Origin of the sequence: Amycolatopsis alba DSM 44262 (genome assembly GCF_000384215.1) — a bacterium.
Lineage (GTDB): Bacteria > Actinomycetota > Actinomycetes > Mycobacteriales > Pseudonocardiaceae > Amycolatopsis > Amycolatopsis alba.
Map to the genome: position 1 here is coordinate 4,341,182 of NZ_KB913032.1, position 22,019 is coordinate 4,363,200.

Annotated in this window: 16 protein-coding genes; 11 read left to right on the forward strand and 5 right to left on the reverse strand. The window is 68.4% G+C overall.

Annotated elements, in window-relative coordinates:
- Positions 1–9: 9 nt before the first annotated feature.
- The 4 genes from AMYAL_RS0120745 to AMYAL_RS0120760 all read right to left on the reverse strand — a co-directional run bounded on the left by AMYAL_RS0120745 (position 10) and on the right by AMYAL_RS0120760 (position 4,481).
- Positions 10–1,074: a 2-oxoacid:ferredoxin oxidoreductase subunit beta gene (locus tag AMYAL_RS0120745; protein ID WP_026467286.1), complete on the reverse strand. Its 1,065-nt coding sequence runs from the start codon at positions 1,072–1,074 to the stop codon at positions 10–12.
- Positions 1,071–2,978 (reverse strand): 2-oxoacid:acceptor oxidoreductase subunit alpha, encoded by a 1,908-nt coding sequence (locus AMYAL_RS0120750; RefSeq protein ID WP_020633214.1) that lies wholly within the window; start codon positions 2,976–2,978, stop codon positions 1,071–1,073. The genes AMYAL_RS0120745 and AMYAL_RS0120750 overlap by 4 nt, the downstream gene beginning before the upstream one ends.
- Before the next feature lie 290 nt (positions 2,979–3,268).
- The gene (locus tag AMYAL_RS0120755) at positions 3,269–4,021 is read right to left on the reverse strand and encodes an enoyl-CoA hydratase (RefSeq protein WP_020633215.1); all 753 of its coding nucleotides are present in this window, start codon (positions 4,019–4,021) and stop codon (positions 3,269–3,271) included.
- A gap of 13 nt (positions 4,022–4,034) precedes the next feature.
- Positions 4,035–4,481: an Lrp/AsnC family transcriptional regulator gene (locus AMYAL_RS0120760; RefSeq protein ID WP_005151923.1), complete on the reverse strand. Its 447-nt coding sequence runs from the start codon at positions 4,479–4,481 to the stop codon at positions 4,035–4,037.
- 74 nt (positions 4,482–4,555) lie between these two features.
- Between AMYAL_RS0120760 and ddaH the strand changes: the two genes are divergently transcribed.
- From ddaH to AMYAL_RS0120775, 3 genes are all read left to right on the forward strand, one after another.
- The gene (ddaH, locus tag AMYAL_RS0120765; protein WP_020633217.1) at positions 4,556–5,401 is read left to right on the forward strand and encodes a dimethylargininase; all 846 of its coding nucleotides are present in this window, start codon (positions 4,556–4,558) and stop codon (positions 5,399–5,401) included.
- 91 nt (positions 5,402–5,492) lie between these two features.
- Positions 5,493–6,149 (forward strand): polysaccharide deacetylase family protein, encoded by a 657-nt coding sequence (locus AMYAL_RS0120770; RefSeq protein WP_020633218.1) that lies wholly within the window; start codon positions 5,493–5,495, stop codon positions 6,147–6,149.
- Positions 6,150–6,266: 117 nt separating this feature from the next.
- Complete coding sequence (locus tag AMYAL_RS0120775) at positions 6,267–6,953, forward strand: glycoside hydrolase family 75 protein (protein WP_020633219.1); 687 nt, start codon at positions 6,267–6,269, stop codon at positions 6,951–6,953.
- A 67-nt stretch (positions 6,954–7,020) separates the two neighbouring features.
- Here the strand turns inward: AMYAL_RS0120775 and AMYAL_RS0120780 are convergent, their stop codons facing one another.
- Positions 7,021–8,436: an SdrD B-like domain-containing protein gene (locus AMYAL_RS0120780; protein ID WP_039795629.1), complete on the reverse strand. Its 1,416-nt coding sequence runs from the start codon at positions 8,434–8,436 to the stop codon at positions 7,021–7,023.
- A 314-nt stretch (positions 8,437–8,750) separates the two neighbouring features.
- Here AMYAL_RS0120780 and AMYAL_RS0120785 point away from each other — a divergent pair, with 314 nt between their 5' ends.
- The 8 genes from AMYAL_RS0120785 to AMYAL_RS0120820 all read left to right on the forward strand — a co-directional run bounded on the left by AMYAL_RS0120785 (position 8,751) and on the right by AMYAL_RS0120820 (position 22,019).
- Positions 8,751–10,067: a nucleotide sugar dehydrogenase gene (locus AMYAL_RS0120785; protein ID WP_026467289.1), complete on the forward strand. Its 1,317-nt coding sequence runs from the start codon at positions 8,751–8,753 to the stop codon at positions 10,065–10,067.
- Positions 10,048–11,235: a glycosyltransferase family 4 protein gene (locus AMYAL_RS0120790; protein WP_020633222.1), complete on the forward strand. Its 1,188-nt coding sequence runs from the start codon at positions 10,048–10,050 to the stop codon at positions 11,233–11,235. Before AMYAL_RS0120785 ends, AMYAL_RS0120790 begins: the two co-directional genes overlap by 20 nt.
- Before the next feature lie 139 nt (positions 11,236–11,374).
- Positions 11,375–12,655: an exopolysaccharide biosynthesis protein gene (locus AMYAL_RS0120795; RefSeq protein WP_051137685.1), complete on the forward strand. Its 1,281-nt coding sequence runs from the start codon at positions 11,375–11,377 to the stop codon at positions 12,653–12,655.
- Complete coding sequence (locus tag AMYAL_RS0120800; protein ID WP_020633224.1) at positions 12,652–14,436, forward strand: Wzz/FepE/Etk N-terminal domain-containing protein; 1,785 nt, start codon at positions 12,652–12,654, stop codon at positions 14,434–14,436. Before AMYAL_RS0120795 ends, AMYAL_RS0120800 begins: the two co-directional genes overlap by 4 nt.
- 13 nt (positions 14,437–14,449) lie before the next feature.
- Positions 14,450–16,357 (forward strand): asparagine synthase (glutamine-hydrolyzing), encoded by a 1,908-nt coding sequence (gene asnB / locus AMYAL_RS0120805; RefSeq protein WP_020633225.1) that lies wholly within the window; start codon positions 14,450–14,452, stop codon positions 16,355–16,357.
- A 15-nt stretch (positions 16,358–16,372) separates the two neighbouring features.
- On the forward strand, positions 16,373–18,553 hold the full coding sequence (locus AMYAL_RS0120810) for a bi-domain-containing oxidoreductase (RefSeq protein WP_020633226.1): 2,181 nt from the start codon (positions 16,373–16,375) through the stop codon (positions 18,551–18,553).
- Positions 18,553–20,499: a heparinase II/III family protein gene (locus tag AMYAL_RS0120815; RefSeq protein WP_020633227.1), complete on the forward strand. Its 1,947-nt coding sequence runs from the start codon at positions 18,553–18,555 to the stop codon at positions 20,497–20,499. The genes AMYAL_RS0120810 and AMYAL_RS0120815 overlap by 1 nt, the downstream gene beginning before the upstream one ends.
- On the forward strand, positions 20,496–22,019 hold the full coding sequence (locus AMYAL_RS0120820) for a right-handed parallel beta-helix repeat-containing protein (RefSeq protein WP_020633228.1): 1,524 nt from the start codon (positions 20,496–20,498) through the stop codon (positions 22,017–22,019). The genes AMYAL_RS0120815 and AMYAL_RS0120820 overlap by 4 nt, the downstream gene beginning before the upstream one ends.

Sequence of the window (22,019 nt, forward strand, 5' to 3'; positions counted from 1 at the left end):
TCTGACTAGCTACACGACCGTCCAGGTGTCCTTACCGCGCAAGAGCCCTTGCAGGTCCGGCTTGCGGGTCGCGCGGGCCTCTTCGACCTGGGCGCGGGCCTGGTCGTCGTAGGTGGGCCGCTCGACCTGCCGCAGGATGCCGGTCGGCACGTGGTTCAGGTTCTGGTCACCGATCCGAGAAAGTGCGAACGCGTACGCCGTGTCCTCGATCGTCGGGTCGTGCACGACGAGGTTCTCCTCGCCGATGTTCGCGACCTTCCCGACTTCCAGCCCGGCGAAGCCGCCGCGCGTGACGCCGTACTCGCCCTGCGGCCCGAACTTGATCGGCTCGCCGGACTGCAGCGGGATCAGCCGGGTGGCGGCCTCGTCCTTGTCCTTGAGGACGTCGAACGCGCCGTCGTTGAAGATCGGGCAGTTCTGGTAGATCTCCACCAGCGCCGACCCGCGGTGCTTCGCGGCGGCCTCCAGCACCTCGGTCAGGCCCTTGCGGTCCGAGTCGAGCGCGCGGCCCACGAACGACGCTTCGGCGCCGATCGCCAGCGAAAGCGGGTTGAACGGGGTGTCCACCGAGCCCATCGGGGTGGACTTCGTGACCATGCCCGGCCCCGACGTCGGCGAGTACTGGCCCTTGGTGAGACCGTAGATCCGGTTGTTGAACAGCAGGATCTTGATGTTCACGTTGCGCCGCAACGCGTGGATCAGGTGGTTGCCGCCGATGGACAGCGCGTCGCCGTCACCGGTGACGACCCACACCGACAGATCCGGCCGCGCGGTCGCGAGCCCGGTCGCGATCGACGGCGCGCGGCCGTGGATCGAGTGCATGCCGTAGGTGTTCAGGTAGTACGGGAACCGGGACGAGCACCCGATGCCCGAGATGAAGACGATGTTCTCGCGCTTGAGGCCGAGCGTCGGCAGGAACGACTGCACGGCGTTGAGCACGACGTAGTCCCCGCAGCCGGGACACCAGCGGACCTCCTGGTCCGACTTGTAGTCCTTCGCCTTCTGCGGTTCGGTTTCGGCCGGGACGAGGTCCAAGCCACCGAGTGTAGGAATCCCCAGGTCTATCGCGGTCACTTCGCCGCCTCCGTACTGGTGATGATCTCCGTGAACACGCCTTGCAGCTCCTCCGCCTTGAAGGGCAGCCCGGCGACCTTCGTGTACGACTTCACGTCGACGAGGTACTTGGCCCTCAGGAGCATCGAAAGCTGGCCGAGGTTCATTTCAGGGACGACCACGGTGTCGTACGAACGGAGTACGTCACCGAGGTTGCCGGGGAACGGGTTGAGATGCCGCAGATGCGCCTGCGCGATCGGCATGCCCTCCTTGCGGACCCGGCGGCACGCGGCGCCGATCGGTCCGTAGGAGGAGCCCCAGCCGAGTGCGAGCACCCTGGCCTTGCCGCCGCTCGGGTCGTCGACGACGAGGTCTCCTACGTCGATGCCGTCGATCTTGGCCTGGCGCAGGCGGACCATCTTCTCGTGGTTGTCCGGGTCGTAGGAGATGTGGCCGGTCTTGTCGGCCTTCTCCAGCCCGCCGATCCGGTGCTGCAGACCGGCCGCGCCCGGCACCGCCCACGCGCGGGCGAGGGTCTCGGGATCGCGGACGTAGGGCCAGAACTCCCCGGAGCCGTCCTCGGCGTTCGGCTCGGTGGCGAATTCCACCCGCAGGTCCGGCAGCTGCTCGACGTCCGGGACCAGCCACGGCTCAGAGCCGTTCGCGATCGCGCCGTCCGACAGCAGGAACACCGGCGTGCGGTACTTCAGCGCGATCCGGGTGGCTTCCATCGCCGCGTCGAAGCAGTCCGCGGGGGACAGCGGCGCGACGATCGGTACCGGGGATTCGCCGTTGCGGCCGAACATCGCCTGCAGCAGATCGGCCTGCTCGGTCTTGGTCGGCAGCCCGGTCGACGGGCCGCCGCGCTGGACGTCGACGACGACCAGCGGCAGTTCGGTCATCACGGCGAGGCCGATGGCCTCGGACTTCAGCGCGACACCGGGCCCGGACGTCGAGGTGACGCCCAGCGCGCCGCCGTAGGAGGCGCCGAGCGCCGCGCCGATCCCGGCGATCTCGTCCTCGGCCTGGAAGGTGAGGATGCCGTAGTTCTTGTGCTTGGACAGCTCGTGGAGGATGTCCGACGCCGGGGTGATCGGGTACGTGCCCAGCAGGATCTGCAGGCCGGACTGCTGCCCGGCGGCGACCAGCCCGTAGGCCAGCGCGGTGTTCCCGGTGATCTGGCGGTACGTGCCCTGGTTCAGCTTCGCGGGCGCGACCTCGTACGTCGTCGCGAACGACTCCGTCGTCTCGCCGTAGTTCCAGCCGGCGCGGAAGGCCAGGATGTTGGCCTCGGCGATGTCGGCCTTCTTCGCGAACTTCTCGCGCAGGAACCGTTCCGTGCCCTCGGTGGGCCGGTGGTACATCCAGGAGAGCAGCCCGAGCGCGAACATGTTCTTCGCGCGTTCGGCGTCCTTTTTGGACAGTCCGGTCGCTTCGAGCGCGCCTCTGGTCAACGTCGACATGGCCACCCGGTGGACTTGATAGGCCGAAAGGGTGTCGTCGTCGAGGGGGTCGTTCTCGAAGCCGACCTTGACCAGGTTCCGCTTCGTGAACTCGTCGGTGTTGAGGATGATCGTCCCACCGGACGGGACATCGGCGAGGTTGGCCTTCAGCGCGGCGGGGTTCATGGCGACCAGGACGTCCGGCCGGTCGCCCGGTGTCAGGATGTCGTAGTCGGCGAAGTGCACCTGGAAGCTCGAGACGCCGGGGATGGTGCCCTGTGGTGCGCGGATTTCCGCGGGGAAGTTCGGCATGGTGGACAGGTCGTTGCCGAAGGCGGCCGCTTCCGAGGTGAACCTGTCGCCCGTCAGCTGCATGCCGTCACCGGAGTCGCCGGCGAACCGGATGACCACCCGGTCCAGCTTGGCGACCTCGGTCGGCCTGACGGCCGACAAGGAGCCGTTGCCGTTCGCACTCGTGCTCATAGGACAGGGATTCCCTCTCTCCCGACGTGCGTCGTCCCCGGCAGTGCCGGAGATCGGCGTGCCTCGCCCGGCGATGTCGGCCAGGTCACAGGTGCCATGTCCCGAGGTTAGTCCTCGGCACACTTCCCAGGTTGCCCCAAAAAGGGTCTGGACCTACTCCTCGAGTGTCCTGAGCTCGGCGCTGAGCGGGGGTTTTCCGGTTTATGTGTTACCGATGGTAACGGTTAAGGATGCGCCCCGATTGTGAGGCGTATCTCCTTCCAGCGTAGTGAAGTCCGGTCGAGGATCGGTCATTGGCCGGTCATCGCCGCCCGCAACCTGGTGAGCCGTTCGAGGAACGCGGGTGCGGTGAGTGACGCGAGTTGCGGCTCGATCTCGGCGTCGACGGCGGCCGAATGGTCGGTCAGTGACGCGGTGTGCCGGAGCGTCCGCTTCGTCGCCAGCAGGACGTCGCGCGGGGCACCGACGGCGGGTTTCGCCAGTTCACGGGCGGCCTCGACCAGATCCCCCTCGACGAGCCGGAGCGCGAGCCCGGTTTCTACAGCGGCTTCGGCGCCGACGACTTCGCCGAAGAGTGTCATCGCCGCGGCCTTCTGCGGTCCGACGAGCCGCTGGATCATCCACGTCATCCCGCCGCCGGGATGGATGCCGAGATCGAGAAATCTGGCCACGAACTTCGCCTTCGGTCCCACGATGCGGACGTCCGCGGCGAGTGCGAGGTTCAATCCGGCGCCGACGGCCGCGCCGCCGACCGCGGCGATCGTCGGCAGGGAACAGTGCGCCACCGAGAGAAATCCGTCATAGATAGCGCGGAGCCCGTCTTCCCGCGCGGTGGCGAGCGTGTCCAGGTCCGCGCCCGCGCAGAAGGCGGGCGGCGCACCGGTGACGACCAAGGCGTGGACACTCTCGTCGGCTTCGGCGCGCGCGACGGCCGCTGCCAGCTGCGCGGACAGGTCGAGGGTCAGGGCGTTGCGGGTCGCGGGGGCGTCGATGGTGAGCACGGCGACGCCGCCGTCGTGGCTGGAGCGGATCTGATCGGTCACGGAGCCGAGGGTGTCACGCTTCCGGGGTCGGCGGTCGCTCCAGCAACCGGGAAAGCACGACGGTGGAGACCGTGCGGTCGACGATCTCCAGCCCGCGCAGCCGCTCCAGCGCGGTCTCCAGGTGATGGATGTCCGACGCGCGCAGGTGGACGATCGCGTCGGCCGCGCCGGACACCGTGTAGGCCGCGACGACCTCCGGCAACGGCTCCAGCCGGGCACGGATGCGGGCCGGGGTGATGTTGCCGTTGCAGGTCATCTCGACGAACGCCTCGGTGCCCCAGCCCAGCGCCTCGGGGTCCACGACCGCGGTGAACCCGCGCAGGACCCCGGTTTCGAGCAGCCGGTCGACCCGTCGTTTCACCGCGGGCGCGGACAGGCCGACGACTTTGCCGATGTCGGCGTAGCTGGATCTCGCGTTGGCCATCAGGCATGAAACGATTCGCTGGTCGATGGTGTTCACACGCAATGTTTAGCAGGTATGTGCGCAGCGAACAGCGATTGATTGCGGAATTAGGTGAGCCTTACCCTTCGGGTATGCCGGAACTGGAGCAGCAGCCCCGTGTACCCACGACGCGCCGCTACCTCATGTGCCCGCCGCGGTACTTCGCGGTGGACTACGTCATCAACCCCTGGATGGATCCGTCCGTCCCGGTCAGCGTCGACACCGCGATGGCGCAATGGACCGAACTCCGTGACACCTATCGACGGCTCGGCCATACGGTCGAGGAGATCGACGCCCAGCCAGGGCTGCCGGACATGGTGTTCGCGGCGAACTCCGGCACCGTCGTCGACGGCCGCGTCCTCGGCTCGCGGTTCCGCGCCCCGCAGCGCACCGCCGAGGCCGAGCACTTCCGCCGCTGGTTCGTCGAGCACGGCTACCGCGACATCACCATGCCCGAGAAGATCAACGAAGCCGAAGGCGACTTCGCCTGGACCGGCAAGATCCTGCTCGCCGGCACCGGCTTCCGGACCGACCCGGCCGCGCACGCCGAGGCGCAGGAGGTCCTTGGTGTCCCGGTCGTCTCGCTGCGGCTGATCGACCCGAGCTACTACCACCTCGACACCGCGCTGTTCGTGCTCGCCGAGGCCACCGACACCACGTCCGCGCAGATCGTCTACTACCCGGAGGCCTTCTCGGCCGGGTCACGCAAGGTGCTGGAGCGGATGTTCCCGGACGCGGTAATCGCGGACCGGGCCGACGCGGAGTGCTTTGGGCTGAACGGGGTGTCCGACGGCCGCAACGTCGTCCTGCCGGTCGAGGCGACCGGGTTGGCGGCGCGGCTGACCGAACGCGGCTACGAAGTCGTCTTCCTGGACATTTCCGAGCTCAGGAAGGCCGGCGGCGGCCCGAAGTGCTGCACCCTGGAGATCCGCAAGTAATCCGTTCGTGGACACTTCGCTGGATTGTGTAACTACTCCATTCGCCAACTCGATTAATCGGGAAACACACTCGGTCCCGAATGAGGCGCGGATGGTGATCCTGGCGATTGGCGGCGTGGGCAGGCCCGTGCGCGCGCTCGATCCAGGCGAAAACGAAACCTGGGTGACGGTCGACCAGTTCGAGCGTGTGCTCGACACGGTGGCCGGACGGGACGACGTCGGGCTCACGTTCGACGACGGCAACGTGTCCGACGTCGAGATCGCGCTCCCCAAACTGGTGGAGCGCGATCTCACGGCGGAGTTCTTCCCGCTGGCGGGCCGGATCGGCCAGCGGGGCTTCGTCGACGCCGACGACGTCCGGAGCCTGACCGACGCGGGGATGTCGATCGGTTCGCACGGCTGGGAGCACCGTGACTGGCGGCGGCTCGACGGCAGGCACGCCCGGCGCGAACTCGAAGCCGCGCCGAAGCTGATCGAGGATCTGAGTGGGAAGCCCGTGCGCGCGTACGCGCCGCCGTTCGGCGCCTATGACCGGCGGGTGCTCGGCAGGCTCCGGCGTTCCGGTGCGACGAGGGTCTACACGACCGGGGGTGGCGAGGTGTCGCGCGACAGCTGGCTGCGGCCGCGGACCGAGATCCGGCACGACGTCGATCAGGATTGGATCGACAGCGTCCTCGGTGAGCGGGACGGCCTGTACCGCCGAGCGGGACGGATGATGGCGCGAGTCGTCAGGCTTGCCCGCTTTTGACCGATTTTCGTTGCGTAGTTGGAAAACAACACCCCGCTAGCTCTTGAGCCTGCCCGTGACTGGCTGCATCCTGAGCACCTTCGGTAAAGAAACCTTATTAACTAAGGGGTGCACGGTATGCGGAAGTTGCTCCTGTTCTCGGCGATGGTGGTGGCCGCAGGACTGGCCCCCGCCGCGGTGGCCGTGGCCTCACCGGCGACCTCGGCCGCGCCTGTCTCCGTTCAAGCGGGCCCGACAGCTCAGCAGCTGCTGGCGAAGACCACCAGCTGCAAGCAGGTCTCGAACGGCAAGTACAAGACCGACGAGGAAACCGGCCGGACCATCGCGGTCTGCGATGCGGGCAGCGCCGTGTTCTGGAAGGCCGACATGGACGTCGACTGCGACGGGCAGCCGACCCCGCGATGCAACAAGAACACCGACCCGTGGTTCCAGGACGGCACCGCGTACCCGCGCTCCGACGGCAAGGCGCTGATCGCCGACCAGACGCCCTACATCGTCGTGCCGAGCATCAGCAGCACGTGGAACTTCGAGAAGGCCGGCCTCAAGGGGGCCGGATCGTGCGCGGTGATCTACAACAACAAGGTGCTGTACACCGTCATCGGCGACACCGGCCCGAAGGACATCATCGGCGAAGCTTCCTACGCGGCAGCGAAGGCGTTGGGCATCAACCCGGACCCGGCGAACGGCGGCGTCGACTCCGGGGTCACCTACATCTGCTTCAAGAACTCGAAGGTGACGCCGACCGAAGACCACAACAAGGCGACCTCGGTCGGCGAAGGCCTCGCCGCGAAGTGGGTCGGCTGACGAAAGTCTTTGTACGGCAACGGCCCCGGAGCGGAATCCGCTCCGGGGCCGTTCGTCGTTCAGCACATCAGCCGGAGATCACCTTGATCTTCCACTCGGCGTTGTGGGGCGCCGCGTAGTGGTGGACGGCGGGGTCGCCGGCCGCCCGCCACGGAGCGGCGGGGCGGAGCGTGTACTCGCCGACAGCGACGTCGACGAAGGTGGCGAAACCGTTGGCGTCCGTCTGTGCGAGGGAAACCAGCTGCTCGTCGGCCGAGTACGTGTACAGGGAGACGGCCGTGCCTGCCAGCCCTTCGCCGGGGTCAAGGGTCCCGTTCTCGTTCCGGTCCACCCATACCTGGCCACGGACGTCGCCGCGCTTTCCCGGCACCTTGCCTTCGGCTGACGGACGCGGACCGGCGAGTTCGGTCGTGCCGCTGAACTCGCACTCGAGGAAGGTCCTGCCGAAGTCGATCGCGTTGTCCGGAACCTTGCTGGAGAAGGTGAAGACCTTGCTTTCACCCACGGCCAGCGCCCCGGTCCGCGAAGAGCCGAACGCGCCCCACTGTTCCTGCGGGATCTTGAGGTTCGTGCCGAAACCGAGAGGATCGTCGCAGGTCGCGTAAAGGCCGGACAGCGGACGGGTGCCCTTGTTCGTCAGCGTGACGGTGGCCGTGGCCGTCTCGCCGATCGTGTAAGTCGTCTTGTCGAGTGCGATGCTCGCCTGAAGTGACTCGGTGAGCGGACGGACGCCGCGAATGTTCACGGCCAGGTTCCCGTCGCCTCCGTCCAGGCGCAGCACCTGGTACGTCGGTAAGTACCAGCCGTCGGGGCCGTGCTGGATGCGCAACCCTCGCTGGGGGCCGACCGGAACCGCGTCGAAGGAGAAGCGCCCGTCCGGACCGGTGACCGTGACCAGCTCGTTCGGCAGGTCGAACGACTCCACTCGCACCGTGAGCCCGGCGAATCCTTCGCCGGGACCGGCCACGCCGTCGCCGTTCGCGTCACCGTAGACCTGACCCGCGACCCGCTCGGTGGTGTCCAGCGGGACCAGTGCCACCAGAACGTCGACGGTGTTGTCCGAGAGGTCGGTGTCGGCCGCGGCCTGCACGCTGATCCGCACCAGCGGATTGCCCGCCTCAGTGGTCCAGACCTTGCCGGTCAGGCGGTAAGTGCGGCTTTCGCCCGGCTGGAAGGACGCTCCTGGGCCGTCGAAGCGCAGATCGCCCAACGAGTTCGAGTCGTATGCGTAATACGGGCCGCTCTGGGTGCTTCCCTGCGCCCGAACGCCGGTCGCCGGGGCATCGCCGGTATTGGTGACCTGGAGGTCGATCGGGATCGTGTCACCGCGCAGCCACCGGCCCTCGGCGGCCACCGCGGTGATCTTGAGGTTCGGGCCGGGCGCGGCGGACGCGGGCGCGGCGGCCACCGTCCCGGCGAGCGTGAAGGCCACTGTCAGCGCTCCGAGACCACGGATCGCTCTGCCGGACAAGGTTCTTCGCATCGATTTCCCCCTGGAGAACAGGTGGGACGCGTGGTCCGCCCTCGTGACGGCCACCCCCACGGCGTTCATCGTTGACTAGATCGAACTTAGAGGGCGAAGTGTCCGATTGGCCAGTGGATGACCAACTGCTCTCCCCGTCCTAATCGAGACGAAACCCTTACGCTCACCCTGTAGCGTTTCGCGCCCTCCGAGCGATGGGTAATTCCCTTGCCGCACAGGCATTCCGCCAAAAGTAGGCGACTTGCGGACGCCGGTAACGAACCCGGTCCGTCCGCCGACCAACGGGCAGCGGAATGCGGCTGGAGGAATTCGTCATGAAGATCAGTGTCTTCGGGCTCGGTTACGTCGGTTGTGTGTCGGCGGCGTGCCTTGCCGGGCGCGGGCACGAGGTCGTCGGGGTGGACGTGAACCCGGTGAAGATCGACCTCATTTCCGGGGGCAAGGCGCCGGTGGTCGAAGAACGCATCGGGGAACTGACCGCCGAAGTGGTCGCCCAAGGCAAGCTGAGAGCGACCACCGACGTCAGACAGGCGATCGCGGACAGCGAAGTCTCCCTGATCTGCGTCGGTACCCCGTCGGCGCCGAACGGCAGCCTGTCGACGGCGTACCTGGAGCGCGTCGCCGAGGAGATCGGGGAGGCGCTCAGGGACAAGGCCGAGCGGCACACCGTCGTCTTCCGCAGCACGATGCTCCCCGGCACCTGCCTGGACCTGCTCGTACCCATCCTCGAGAAGTCGTCCGGTCTCACCGCCGGCGTCGACTTCGGGGTCGCGGTGAACCCCGAGTTCCTGCGCGAGGGGAGCAGCGTCAAGGACTTCTTCGACCCGCCCAAGACCGTCATCGGCGAGCTCGACCCGGCCAGCGGTGACGTCGTCGCGGCGCTTTACGAAGGGCTTCCCGGCGAGGTCTTCCGTGTCGCGATCCCGGTCGCCGAGATGACGAAGTACGCCGACAACTCCTTCCACGGCCTCAAGATCGGCTTCGCGAACGAGCTCGGCGCCATCTGCCGCGCACTGGGGCTCGACTCGCACCAGGTGATCGACGTCTTCCTCTCCGACCGCAAGCTCAACATCAGCCCCGCCTACCTCCGCCCTGGGTTCGCTTTCGGCGGCTCGTGCCTCCCCAAGGATCTGCGCGGCCTGGTCTACGCGGCGCACCGCGCGGACGTCGCCGTCCCGATCCTTTCGCATGTGCTGCCCTCCAACGACGAACACCTCCAGCGTGCCTTCGATCTGGTCGCGCACACCGGGAAACGCAAGATCGGGCTGTTCGGCCTGTCCTTCAAACCGGGCACCGACGACCTCCGCGAGAGCCCGCTCGTCGAGCTCGCCGAACGGCTGCTCGGCAAGGGTTACGACCTCCGCATCTACGACGCCAACGTCAGCCTTTCCCGGCTGATGGGCGCGAACCGCGAGTACATCGAGGGCAGGCTGCCGCATCTCGGCCAGCTGCTGGCCGGTTCCATCGACGAGGTCCTCGACCACGCCGAGGTCTCCCTCATCGGCTGCAACGACCCGGACGTCCTCGCGGCGCATCCGGTGGGCGGCGGCCGCACCATCATCGATCTCGTCCGCGTACCCGACGCCGACCGGCGCCGGGCTGAAGAGGGATATGTCGGCCTTGCCTGGTAAAGCTCTCATTCTCGTCGAGAACCTTTCCGTCCCCTTCGATCGCCGCGTCTGGCAGGAATGCCAGACACTCCGCGACGCCGGCTGGGAAGTCCACGTCATCTGTCCACAAGGGACGAAACGGGACACCGAAGCCGAAGTCACCATCGACGGCGTCCACATCCTGCGGTACCCGCTGAAGGCCGCCACCGGCGGTCCGGCGGGGTACGTCCAGGAGTACGGCTCCGCGCTGTGGCACACGCTCCGGCTCGCCCGCAAGGTCGGCCGCGTGGACGTGGTGCACGCCTGCAACCCGCCGGACATGCTGTTCCTCGTCGCGCTGTACCTCAAGCGCCAGGGCGCGAAGTTCATCTTCGACCAGCACGACCTCTGCCCCGAGCTGTACCTTTCACGTTTCGACCGCGGCGAGGACCTCCTCTACCGCGCGGTCTGCGCGCTGGAGCGCCGCACCTACAAGACGGCCGACGTCGTCATCGCGACCAACGAGAGTTACAAGGACGTCGCCGTGAAGCGCGGCGGCAAGTCGCCGGACGACGTCTTCGTCGTGCGCAGCGCGCCCGTGGTCGAGCGGTTCCACATGGTCCCCGCCGAGCCCGAGCTGAAGAGGGGCAAGCCGCATCTGCTGGCATACCTCGGCGTGATGGGCCCGCAGGACGGCGTCGACTACGCCCTGCGCGCGCTCGCTTCGCTGCGTGACGCCCTCGGCCGCACGGACTGGCACGCCGTGTTCATCGGCTCCGGCGACGCTTTCGACGCCATGGTGGCGTTGTCCAAGGAACTGAAGCTCGACGACCAGGTCGAGTTCACCGGCCGCATCTCCGACGAGGATCTGCTGCGCTACCTGTCCTCGGCCGACGTGTGCCTGTCACCGGATCCCCTGAACCCGCTCAACGACGTGTCGACCATGAACAAGATCATGGAGTACATGGCGATGAGCCGTCCGATCGTCTCCTTCGAACTGCGGGAGGCCAGGGTCTCGGCCGGGGAGGCCGCGCTGTACGCGCCGGCGAACGACGAGCCGGAGTTCGCGAAGCTGATCGCGCATCTGCTCGACTCGCCGGAGGAGCGCGCGAAGATGGGCGAGCTGGGCAGGGCGCGCGTCGCCGGTCCGCTCTCCTGGGAGAACTCCCAGAAAGCCCTGCTCGCGGCCTATGCGGCCGCCGTCCGTTGATCGACTTCCCGATCGCGTTTTGAACAAGACTCGCGCAAACCTGTAACCAACATCGCGGTCGCTCCGACGGGATTGATGCTGCACCCGCACGCACCGATGGGAGATCCCGGCTTTGACTGACGACACGGTGCGCCTGTCGATGATCGGACAGGTTCTGCGCGGGCGATGGCGGACCCTGGTGGTCCTCGCCTTGCTCGGCGCCTTGCTCGGCGCGGGATCGTCGGTGATCCTTTCCCCCGGCTACCGGACCTCGTCCAGCGTGCTGCTGCAGGGCCCGCGCCAGGCGGACGAACTGCTCACCCAGGCCGAGGTGGCGACCAGTTCGGTCGTGCTCGACCGGGCCGCCGCCGCTCTCGGGGACGGTGAGACCGGCGCCGACCTGCGGGACAAGGTGGCCACGTCGGTCGCACAAGGCAATGTCATCACCATCGGGGTCACCGGTGACACCGCCGAACAGACGCAGCGGACGGCCGACCAGATCGCGAACGAGTTCGTGAAGTACTCGACGCAGATCATCGCCGGTTCCGGTGACGCCGCGGTCCAGCTGGCGCAGGAACGCCGCGAGACACTGCGGCAGCAGGTCGCGCAGACGAACCAGCGGATCAGTGAACTCTCCACGAAGGTCAACGAAGGCAAGACGACCGTCGAGAGTGTCCAGCTCCGCACCGAACTGCAGGGCCTGCGCACGTCGATCGAGTCGGCCATGTCCAGCCTCAACGCGGCCGACACCGCCAGCGGGCTCGGCAACATGGTCGTGATGGGTTCGGCCGAGCTGCCGTCCGCGGGCGCGGCGCCCACGCTGCCGCAGCTCGCCCTCGGCGGCGCGGCGCTGTTCTTCATCATCGGCCTGTTCGGGCATCTCTTCACCGCCCGCACCGACCGGCGGCTGAAGGACGAGGAAGAGATCGCCGCGGCGATCGGCGCCCCGGTGCTGGCCACCTTCGACGCCGTCGAGGCACGGCCCGCCGCGAAGACCCTGCGCGCCAAGCTCCTCCGTGACGACAGACCGTGGAACATCCCGCGGGTCGACGTCTACGCCGACGAGATCGACGTCGACGTCCACTACGAGCGGCTGGCTTCCCGGCTCCCGGACCGGCGGCTGCTCATCGTGGCCGCCGATGACGATCACGCCGGGCAGGCGGCCGCCGAACGGCTCGCCGCCCTCACCGGCCGGTGGTGCACCGTGGTGACGGTTTCCCCGGTGCGGCCCGTCATCGAAGACACCGACGCCGAGGGGATCGTCGTCGTGGCAGGCCTCGGTTCCCGGTCCGCCTGGGAGCTGGTCGGGATGGCCGAAGCCGTCGCCGACGCCGGTCTCGCCGTGGCGGGCGCCGTGCTGATCCGTCCGGTCCGGCCGACGCGCACCCGGTCCGGCACCGCCACCCCTTCCGACCACGAAGCTCTGGCAGGTACCGCGTGACCAGCGCCGAAAAGACCAAATCCGAACCGCTCATCGACCTGCAGCGGCTGGTCGTCTCGATCAGGAGACGGCGTCGCCTCTGGGCGGCGACCGCCCTGCTGGGGCTGATCGCCGGCGGCCTGGTGGCGATGCTCCTGCCGTCGCCGCCCACCGCGGTGGCGCAGATCCTCGTCATCCACCCCGACGACTCGCCGACCGACAGCGGAACGCTGATGCGGACCGACGTCGCCGTCCTCAAGACCACGAAGACCGCCGGTGAGGCGCTCAAGAAGCTGAACAGCACGCAAGCTCCGGAGGAGTTCCTCAAGGACTACGACGGGCTCGGGCTGACGAACAACGTCCTCCAGCTGACGGTCAAGGGCAAGACCAGGGACGAGGCGCTGGCCCGCGCGCAGGCGATTTCCGACGCGTTCATCACCGAGTACGTCGGCCGCAACCAGGCAGCCGCGGCGGCGCAGCAGAAGGCTTTGCTCGATCAGCGGAACCAGGCGCAGAACGAGCTCACGCCGATCGAAGCGTCGATCGTCACCGAAGAGGCCAAGGGCCGCAACGCCAACCCCGCGCAGCTGGAACGGCTGTACTCGCGCCGGGCACAGCTGACCTCCAAGATCTCCGACTACGACGGCCGCGCGCAGGAAGCGGGCATCGGCACGCCGAAGGTCGCCGCCGGGACGCAGATCGTGGACGCGCCGCGGATCCTGCCGAAGTCGTTGCTCAAGACCCTCGGCACCGACATGGGGGTCGGTCTCGCGCTCGGGCTGCTCACCGGGCTGGGGCTCGCGGCCATCCTGAGCGTGATCAAGGACCGGCCGGTGCTGCGCCGGGAGATTTCGCGGCACCTCGGCGCCTCCGTCATCGCGCAGCTGCCCAAACCGCCGCGGTTCCTGCGGCGTTCGCGGGCGGTCACCCGGCGGCAGCGGGTCGCGGCGACCCTGGTCCGCGCCGTCCGGCAAGAGGGCGGTTCGGTGTCGCTGCTCGACCTCGGCGCCCGCAAGGTCACCGCCGAGCTCGCCGTCGACATGGCGCGCGAACTGGCCGGGAAGGGGCCGGTTTCGCTCGTCGACGACCTGCCGAAGGCGAACCTCCGCGAGCTGGCGGGTGACGGCCCGATCCAGGTGCTGGACCGCGCCGACGCGCCGGTGGCAGGCAAGGAACGCCGCATCGGCGTCGGCTCGATCGAGCCGGGCACGGCGTGGACCGACATCGAATTCCTCGGTGAGGAGACGATCCTCGTCGTCCGCACCGCGCACGCGAACACCGAATGGCTGCACACCGTCGCCCGTCAGCTGGCGGACCGGCGCATCCCGGTCATCGGGGTGGTCGTGGTGGATCCGGATCCGCGTGACCACACCGACGGGACGTTGTGGGACGGCCTGCACACCGCGTTGCGCGGACGGGCAGGCGCCGTGCCGGAACCGGTGCCCGTGCCCGCGCGGCCGGTGATGACCGCGCGTCCGGTGGCGCCCGCCCGCCCGGTGGCGCCGGAGCGCAAGGTCCTGCCCGAGCGGAAGGCCGCGCCGGAACGACGGGTGCCGCGTCCCGCGCCGAAGCCGGTCGAGATGTTCCCCGAGGACACTCCGGTGCGGCGGCTCTCCACGGTGGCGCCGGTCGAGACGGACGCCGAGCGCACCGTCGAGCGGGTGCTGGAGCCGCCTCGAGAGAAGAAGACCGCGCGACGTCGTCCACCGACGCCGTACAAGCGGCCCGAGGACCACGACAACGCCGATCAGCCGACCAAACGATTCTCACCTGTGTCACCGGATAACGCCGAAGCGCTTTAAGGAGCGAAAACAGATGTGCGGCATCGCAGGGGCCTACTTCTGGCCGGACGGAGGACCGCTCACCGATCGGCTCACGAAGATCCTCGCCCATCGCGGACCCGACGGTTCGGGCCGGTACGACCACCGGGCAGGCGAGGGTGAAGTCCACTTGGGACACCGTCGGCTGTCGATCGTCGACCTGACCGAGACCGGCGCGCAGCCGATGGTCAAGGACGGGCTCGCGCTGACCTACAACGGCGAGCTGTACAACTCGCCGGAACTGCGCAAGGAACTCGAAGCCGCCGGTGTGCGCTTCCGGGGGACCTCCGACACCGAGGTCGTACTGGAGGCCTGGCGCAAATGGGGCACCGAGGGCCTGCACCGGCTGCGCGGCATGTTCGCGTTCGGCGTCTTCGACGAGCGCACCGGCGCCCTGACCCTGGTGCGGGACCAGCTGGGCATCAAACCGCTCTTCCTGGTGCGCCGCGGCAAGGGCGTCGCGTTCGCGTCCGAGCTGAAGGCGCTCGCCGCCGAACTGGGCGGCTCGCTGACCGTCGACGACACCGCGCTCGTCGCGTCCCTGCTCTACTACTGGGTCCCGGACGGCCGCTGCGCGTTCAGCGAGGCCGAGAAGCTGCCGCCGGGCAGCTGGGCGCGGTTCCGGCCGAACGGCGACGTCGAACGCGGCACCTTCTGGTCGCTGCGCCAGGTGGCCGAAGACGGCGCCGCGTACGAGGGCGAGTTCGACCTCAACGCCGTCATCGAGGACTCCACGCGCAAGCACCTGATGGCCGACGTCCCGGTCGCGACGTTCCTCTCCGGCGGCCTCGACTCCAGCTACCTGACCGCGCTCGCCGCGCGCGAGCAGCCGGGGATCTCCGCGTACACCATCGGTTTCCGGGCCGAGGACGCGAAGTTCGAGGCGATGCCGGACGACCTGATGTACGCGAAGAAGGTCGCCGCGAAGTTCGGTGTCGACCTGCACGAGATCGAGATCGCGCCGCAGGTGCTGGACCTGCTGCCGCGGATGACGTATCACCTCGACGAGCCGATCGGCGACCCGGCGGCGATCAACAGCTACCTGATCTGCACCGCCGCCCGCGAGGCGGGCGTCAAGGTGATGCTCTCGGGCATGGGCGCGGACGAGCTGTTCGCCGGGTACCGCAAGCACCTCGCGAACAAGATCGCCGTGCAGTACCAGCGGGTTCCCGGTCTCGTCCGCCGTCCGGTCGAGTCCCTTGTGGACAGACTGCCGGTGGCGACGTCGAAGCGTGGGTTCCGCTCGGTCCGGTTCGCCAAGCGGTTCCTCTCGTTCGCGGAACTGCCGGAGGAGACCGCGTTCCGGCGCAGCTACACGATGTACGATCAGGCCGAACTCGCCGGGCTGCTGAACCCGGACCTCGCCGGCGCCGTCGACGACGTGATCACCGAGCACGCGGACACCTACCACGACAACACGCTGTCGGACTTCGTGAACCGCATGTGCCTCGCCGATTCCCGGCTCTTCCTGCCGGGGCTCAACCTCACCTACACCGACCGGTCCAGCATGGCGGCCTCCACCGAGGTGCGCACGCCGTTCGTCGACATCGAGGTCGTGAAGGCCGCGTTCCGGATCCCCGGTGACAAGAAGATCGTGAAGCGCCAAGGGAAGATGGCGCTGAAGGAAGCGGCGCTGTCGATCCTCCCCGCCGAGATCGTGCACCGGCCGAAGGGCCTGTTCAGCGCGCCGCTGCGGGCCTGGATGAGCCGCGACCTCGCGCCACTGGTGCGCGAGGTGACGAACGAAGGTGAATTGGTGAAGGCCGGGTTCCTCCGCCGTGAGGCCCTGCAGAAGCTCGTGGACGAAGACGCGTCCGGGCAGCAGGACCGGTCCAAGCACCTCTGGCACATCTTGACCCTCGAGTACTGGTACCGCGGCGCCGTCGCGGCCCGGACCACCTGATCGCTGAGGAGCGACGTGAAGCAGGTAGTGCAGAACTACAAGAGCGGGGAGCTGGCGCTCCTCGACGTCGAAGTTCCCGCGTGCAAGCCGGGAGGTGTGCTGGTCCGCACCGCTTATTCGCTGATTTCCACCGGCACCGAGATGATGAAGGTGTCCGAGGCGAGCCTTTCCCTGGTGGGCAAGGCGAAGGCACGGCCGGACCAGGTCGCGAAGGTGATGCAGAGCGTCGCGACCAACGGGCTCGGCGCCACCTACCGCAAGGCGATGAACAAACTCGACTCGTACACGCCGCTGGGGTACTCGCTGTGCGGTGTGGTCGAGGAGGTCGGCGCGGGCATCCACGACGTCGCCGTCGGGGATTACGTGGCGTGCGCCGGGAACGAGCACGCGCTGCACGCGGAACTGAACTGGGTGCCCAAGAACCTGTATTCCAAGGTGCCCGACGGGGTCGATCCCCGGCACGCCGCTTTCGGCACGGTCGGTTCGATCGCGATGCAGGGTGTCCGCCAGGGTGAACCGCAGATCGGCGACATCGCGCTGGTCATCGGCCTCGGCCTGATCGGCCAACTGGTCGTGCAGCTGCTGGTCGCCTCCGGGGTCCGCGTGGTCGGCGTCGACCCGGACCCGTCGCGGTGCGCGCTCGCCGAGCAGCTCGGTGCCCTGAAGTGCGGCGACCCGTCGTCCGGCGTCATCGACACAGCGGTCGCGGAGATCAGCTCCGGGCACGGCGTCGATCAGGTGTACCTCGCCGCGGGCGGCAGCACGAACGAGCCGGTGGAACTGGCCGCGAAGCTGGCCCGCGACCGCGGCCGCGTGATCGACATCGGCAAGTGCTCGCTGAACCTGCCGTGGAACGCCTACTACGAAAAGGAACTCGACGTCCGGTTCTCCCGCTCGTACGGCCCCGGTCGCTACGACCCGGAGTACGAACTCGAGGGCCGCGACTACCCGATCGGCCAGGTCCGCTGGACCGAGCGCCGCAACCTCGAATGCGTCGTCGACCTGATGGGCAGCGGCCGTCTCGACGTCGAGCCGCTGATCTCGCACGTCTCGGAGTTCTCCGACGCCGTCGAGACGTACCGGAAGCTGAACGAGGGCGAGCTCAAGGCCGTCGCGGTGCTGTTCGAGTACGAGAAGCGGGCCGCCGCCGCGAACGAGCAGGTCACCTCGGTTTCCGTGCCGAAGACGGTGACCGCGCGAGCGATGCCGAAGTCCGGCAACGTGCGGATCGGCTTCATCGGTGCCGGCAACTACGCGTCCTCGATGCTCCTGCCGCATCTGACGGAGATGGAGGGCGTCGACCTCACCGAGGTCGTCACCACCTCCGCGCTCTCGGGCGCGAACGCCAAGCGCAAGTTCGGCTTCGCCCGCGCCACCACCGACCTCGATACGATGCTCGACGATTCCTCGATCGACGCCGTGTTCATCGTGACCCGGCACAGCTCGCACGCCGAGCTGACCAGGCGGGCGCTGCTCGCGGGCAAGGCCGTCTTCGTCGAGAAGCCGCTCGCGCTGTCGGAAAAGGAACTCGAGGTCGTGCTCGGCGCGATCGAGGAGTCCGGCAACGACCGGCTGCAGGTCGGGTTCAACCGCCGGTTCGCCCCGCTGCTGAACGAGTCCGTGCTCCACTTCGGCCCGCGGATCGGCCCGGCCTCCGTGCGGTACCTGGTCAACGCCGGTCAGCTCGACGCCGGCAGCTGGTACAACCAGGCCGACAGCGAGGGTTCCCGCTTCGCCGGTGAGGGCGGGCACTTCATCGACACGGTGAGCTGGCTGCTGGGCGCCGACCCGGTCTCGGTGTACGCCACCGCGACGCCGGGGCACCAGGACCTGCAGATCCTGCTGCGCTACCCGGACGGCTCGACCGCGTCGATCGCGTACACCACCAGCGGTTCGTCGGCGTTCCCCAAGGAGACGATCGACGTCACCGCCGACGGCAAGGTGCTGAAGTTCGACGACTTCGCGCGCGCTTCGGTGTTCGGCCGCAAGAAGTGGGCCAGCTCCCGGATCCCCAAGGGCCGGGACAAGGGCCAGGCCGCCGAGCTGGAAGCGTTCGTGAACGCGCTGAAGACCGGGGTCGCGATGCCGGTGTCGGTCGAGTCCCTCGTCTCGACGACGCTGGCCACGCTCGCGGTCAACCGCAGCCTGGAAACCGGGTCCCCGGTGCGGATCAACGCCAAGGAGGGGCTGGGCTGATGGATCCGTCCTGGTACCTGCGAAGACTGTCGCGGATGGGACCGGCCGAGGTCGCGGGCCGCGTCACCGACGTCGTGCGCAAACGCCAGTGGCGCGGGGTCGCGGGGGACAAGCCGACGTGGCTGCCGGACCGCCGGTTCGCGTCGGTGCCCGGTGAAGACGTCCTCGCCGCCGTCTCGGGTGACGCGGTGAAGGATCTGGTCGTCACCGCGGATCGCCTGATGGAGGGGCACGCCGAGTACTTCGGCGTCGAACGGGACGACCTCGTCGACCCGGACTGGTCCTACGACCCGAAGACCGGCCGCCGCGCACCTGCCGATGTGTACTCCTTCGACATCCCGTACCGAAGCGAGGACACCGTCGGCGACATCAAGCAGATCTGGGAGCCGTCGCGGCACCAGCATCTCACCGTGCTGGCCGCCGCGTACGCCCTGACCGGTGACGACCGGTACGCCGAGCGGGTCGCCGCGCATCTGAAGTCGTGGTGGGCGGCCAACCCGCCGCTGCGCGGGGTGCACTGGGTCAGCGGGATCGAACTCGGCATCCGGCTGCTGTCGTGGGTGTGGGTCCGGCGGCTGCTCGACGGCTGGGCGCAGGCCCCGGCGCTGTTCGAGGACAACCCCGAGGCCCTCACGCAGATCTGGCACCACCAGCGCTGGCTGGCTGCCTTCCCGAGCCGGGGATCGTCGGCGAACAACCACGTGATCGCCGAGGACGCCGGGCAGCTCGCCGCCGCCTGCGCGTTCGCCTGGTTCCCCGAATCGGACCGGTGGCGGGACGCGGCGCTGACGTCGCTGGACAAGATGCTGCGCCACAACACCTTCGATTCCGGGATCAACCGTGAACTCGCCACCGAGTACCACGGGCTCGTCCTGGAACTGGGACTCGCCGGGGCGCTGGAGGCGAAGGCCGCCGGGGTCGCGGTGCCCGAGTCGACCTGGCTCGTGCTGCTTCGGATGACCGACGCACTGGCGTCCATTGTGGACAACCGGCTGCGGCCGCCTCGGCAAGGCGACGCGGACGACGGCTTCGGCCTGATCGTGGACGGCGACGAGACCAGTCGCTGGGCGTCGCTGCTCAACACCGGATCCGTCCTTTTCGGACGGTTGGACTGGTGGCCGGAGACGCGGGGCGGAGACGTTCGCACGCCGCTGTTCTCTTCGCTGGCCAAGGACATCCAGGTCCGTGTCCAGCGTCCGGTGCGGCGGCGGGACGACTTCGCCGACGCCGGGATGACCATCCTGCGCGAGGGCGACATCTGGGCTCGCTGCGACGGCGGGCCGCACGGCTTCCTGTCCATCGCCGCCCACGCGCACGCGGACGCGCTCTCGGTGGAGGTCCGGCACGACGGCGTCGACATCCTCGCCGATCCGGGGACCTACTGCTACCACGGTGAACCGAAGTGGCGGTCGTACTTCCGGTCGACGGCCGCGCACAACACGCTCGAACTGTCCCGCACCGACCAGTCCGTCTCCGGTGGCCCGTTCCTGTGGACGAAACACGCCGTCACCACCGTGATCGCGGCGGGAACGCCGTCGCGCTGGAGCGCGGAACACGACGGCTACGCCCCGGCGGTCCACCGTCGTTCGGTCGAGCTGGAGGACCCGGTGCTCCGGATCCTCGACGAGGTTCGCGGCGGCGAGGCACAGCACTGCCGTCTCGCGTTCCACTTCGGCCCGGCCGTCGAGGTCTCGCTCTCCGGAGGGACGGCGACGTTGTCCTGGACGGTCGACGGCCAGGTCCGGACGGCTTCGCTCATGCTGCCGCCGGAGCTGGACTGGTCGGCGCATCGCGGCGAGACTGGCTTGCCGATGGGCTGGTACTCGGCCGGATTCGGCCGTCGCGAGCCCGCGTGGACCTTGTTCGGCGGCGGGATCGCGGCCGACGGCGCCACCTTCACCACCGAGCTCACCTTCGATTCAGGTAACGAGGATCCCCCATTGTGACCGCACGATCGCACCGTCTCCGCCGGGCAGCGCTTCTGGTGCTGCTCGGCCCGCTGACGCTCACCGCCTGCACCAGCCCGGCCGAAGAATCCGGACCGAACCCGGCGCAGGCGCCGTCCGGTTCGGTCGCGCAGGTGTGCGAGAAGGTGGCAGCGGGGCCGGCCGAAGCGCCGGCGGGGGCGGTGAAGATCGACCCGGCGGTGCCGGGCGACCTCGCCGCGAAGACGCGGTCGAGCCCGGCCGGGACGACGTTCTGGCTGGCGCCGGGAACGCACAAACTCGGCGACGACCGCTACGACCAGGTCACCCCGAAGGCGGGCAACGTCTATCTCGGCGGGCCGAACGCGGTCTTCGACGGCCGGAAGATCAACCAGTACGCCTTCTCCGGTCACGCCGCCGACGTCAAGATCCAGTACCTGACCGTGCAGGGCTTCGCCGCGCCGCACGACGAAGGCGTCGTCAACCACGATTCGGCCGACGGCTGGGTCGTCGAGCACAGCACCGTCCAGGACAACGACGGCGCGGCGCTGATGGCGGGCGCGCGGCAGCAGGTCCGCGGGAACTGCCTGCGGCGCAACGGGCAGTACGGCATGAACGCCTACGCGCAGGACAACGCGATCAAGGGTCTCGTCGTCGAGGGCAACGAGATCTCCGGCAACAACACCGGCGACTGGGAACGCAAGATCGACGGCTGCGGCTGCTCCGGCGGGATCAAGTTCTGGTCGGTCGACGGCGCCGACATCCGGGGCAACTGGGTGCACGACAACCGCGGCGTCGGGCTGTGGGCCGACACGAACAACAACGACTTCCTCATCGAGGGCAACGTCATCGAGAACAACGACGGCTCCGCCCTGATGTACGAGACGAGCTACAACGCCGTCATCAGGGGAAACACCATCCGCCGGAACAACTGGGTGGACGGCAAGGGCTACATCGACCGCGGCGACAGCTTCCCGGTGGCGTCGATCTACATTTCCGAATCCGGCGGTGAGCCGAGGGTGAAGGCGCGCACGGACAAACTGGAGATCTCCGGCAACTCGTTCGAGAACAACTGGAACGGCGTCACCCTGTGGGAGAACTCCGACCGGTTCTGCAACAGCCCCGCCAACACCTCGTCCGGATCCTGCACACGGCTGGTGCCCGAACAGGCGAAATGCGCGCAGCCCGCGATCGCCGCGGGCACGCTGAACGAGGACTGCCGGTGGAAGACCCAGCGCGTCGAGATCCACCACAACCGGTTCGTGCTCGACCCGGCCGTCGCCAACTGCGAGGAAAGCTGCGCGCGGATGGCGATGCTCGCGAACTTCGGCACCTTCCCGGAGTGGTCGCCGTACAAGGGCGAGGTCGTCCAGCAGGCGATCACCTTCGACCAGGACAACCGGCTCCACGACAACACCTACTCCGGTCCGTGGAACTTCGTGGCTTTCGAGCCGAGCCGGGTGCTGGGCTTCGGCGAATGGCAGGGCGCGCCCTATCGTCAGGATCAAGGCAGCAAACTGACCCGCGTGGGAGGTGGCTGA

Coding starts and splice junctions, on each gene's coding strand:
- AMYAL_RS0120750 (WP_020633214.1), bottom strand. CDS start 2,978: ATGAGCACGAGTGCGAACGGCAACGGCTCCTTGTCGGCCGTCAGGCCG.
- ddaH (WP_020633217.1), top strand. CDS start 4,556: ATGCCGGAACTGGAGCAGCAGCCCCGTGTACCCACGACGCGCCGCTAC.
- AMYAL_RS0120770 (WP_020633218.1), top strand. CDS start 5,493: ATGGTGATCCTGGCGATTGGCGGCGTGGGCAGGCCCGTGCGCGCGCTC.
- AMYAL_RS0120775 (WP_020633219.1), top strand. CDS start 6,267: ATGCGGAAGTTGCTCCTGTTCTCGGCGATGGTGGTGGCCGCAGGACTG.
- AMYAL_RS0120780 (WP_039795629.1), bottom strand. CDS start 8,436: ATGCGAAGAACCTTGTCCGGCAGAGCGATCCGTGGTCTCGGAGCGCTG.
- AMYAL_RS0120785 (WP_026467289.1), top strand. CDS start 8,751: ATGAAGATCAGTGTCTTCGGGCTCGGTTACGTCGGTTGTGTGTCGGCG.
- AMYAL_RS0120790 (WP_020633222.1), top strand. CDS start 10,048: ATGTCGGCCTTGCCTGGTAAAGCTCTCATTCTCGTCGAGAACCTTTCC.
- AMYAL_RS0120795 (WP_051137685.1), top strand. CDS start 11,375: ATGATCGGACAGGTTCTGCGCGGGCGATGGCGGACCCTGGTGGTCCTC.
- asnB (WP_020633225.1), top strand. CDS start 14,450: ATGTGCGGCATCGCAGGGGCCTACTTCTGGCCGGACGGAGGACCGCTC.
- AMYAL_RS0120815 (WP_020633227.1), top strand. CDS start 18,553: ATGGATCCGTCCTGGTACCTGCGAAGACTGTCGCGGATGGGACCGGCC.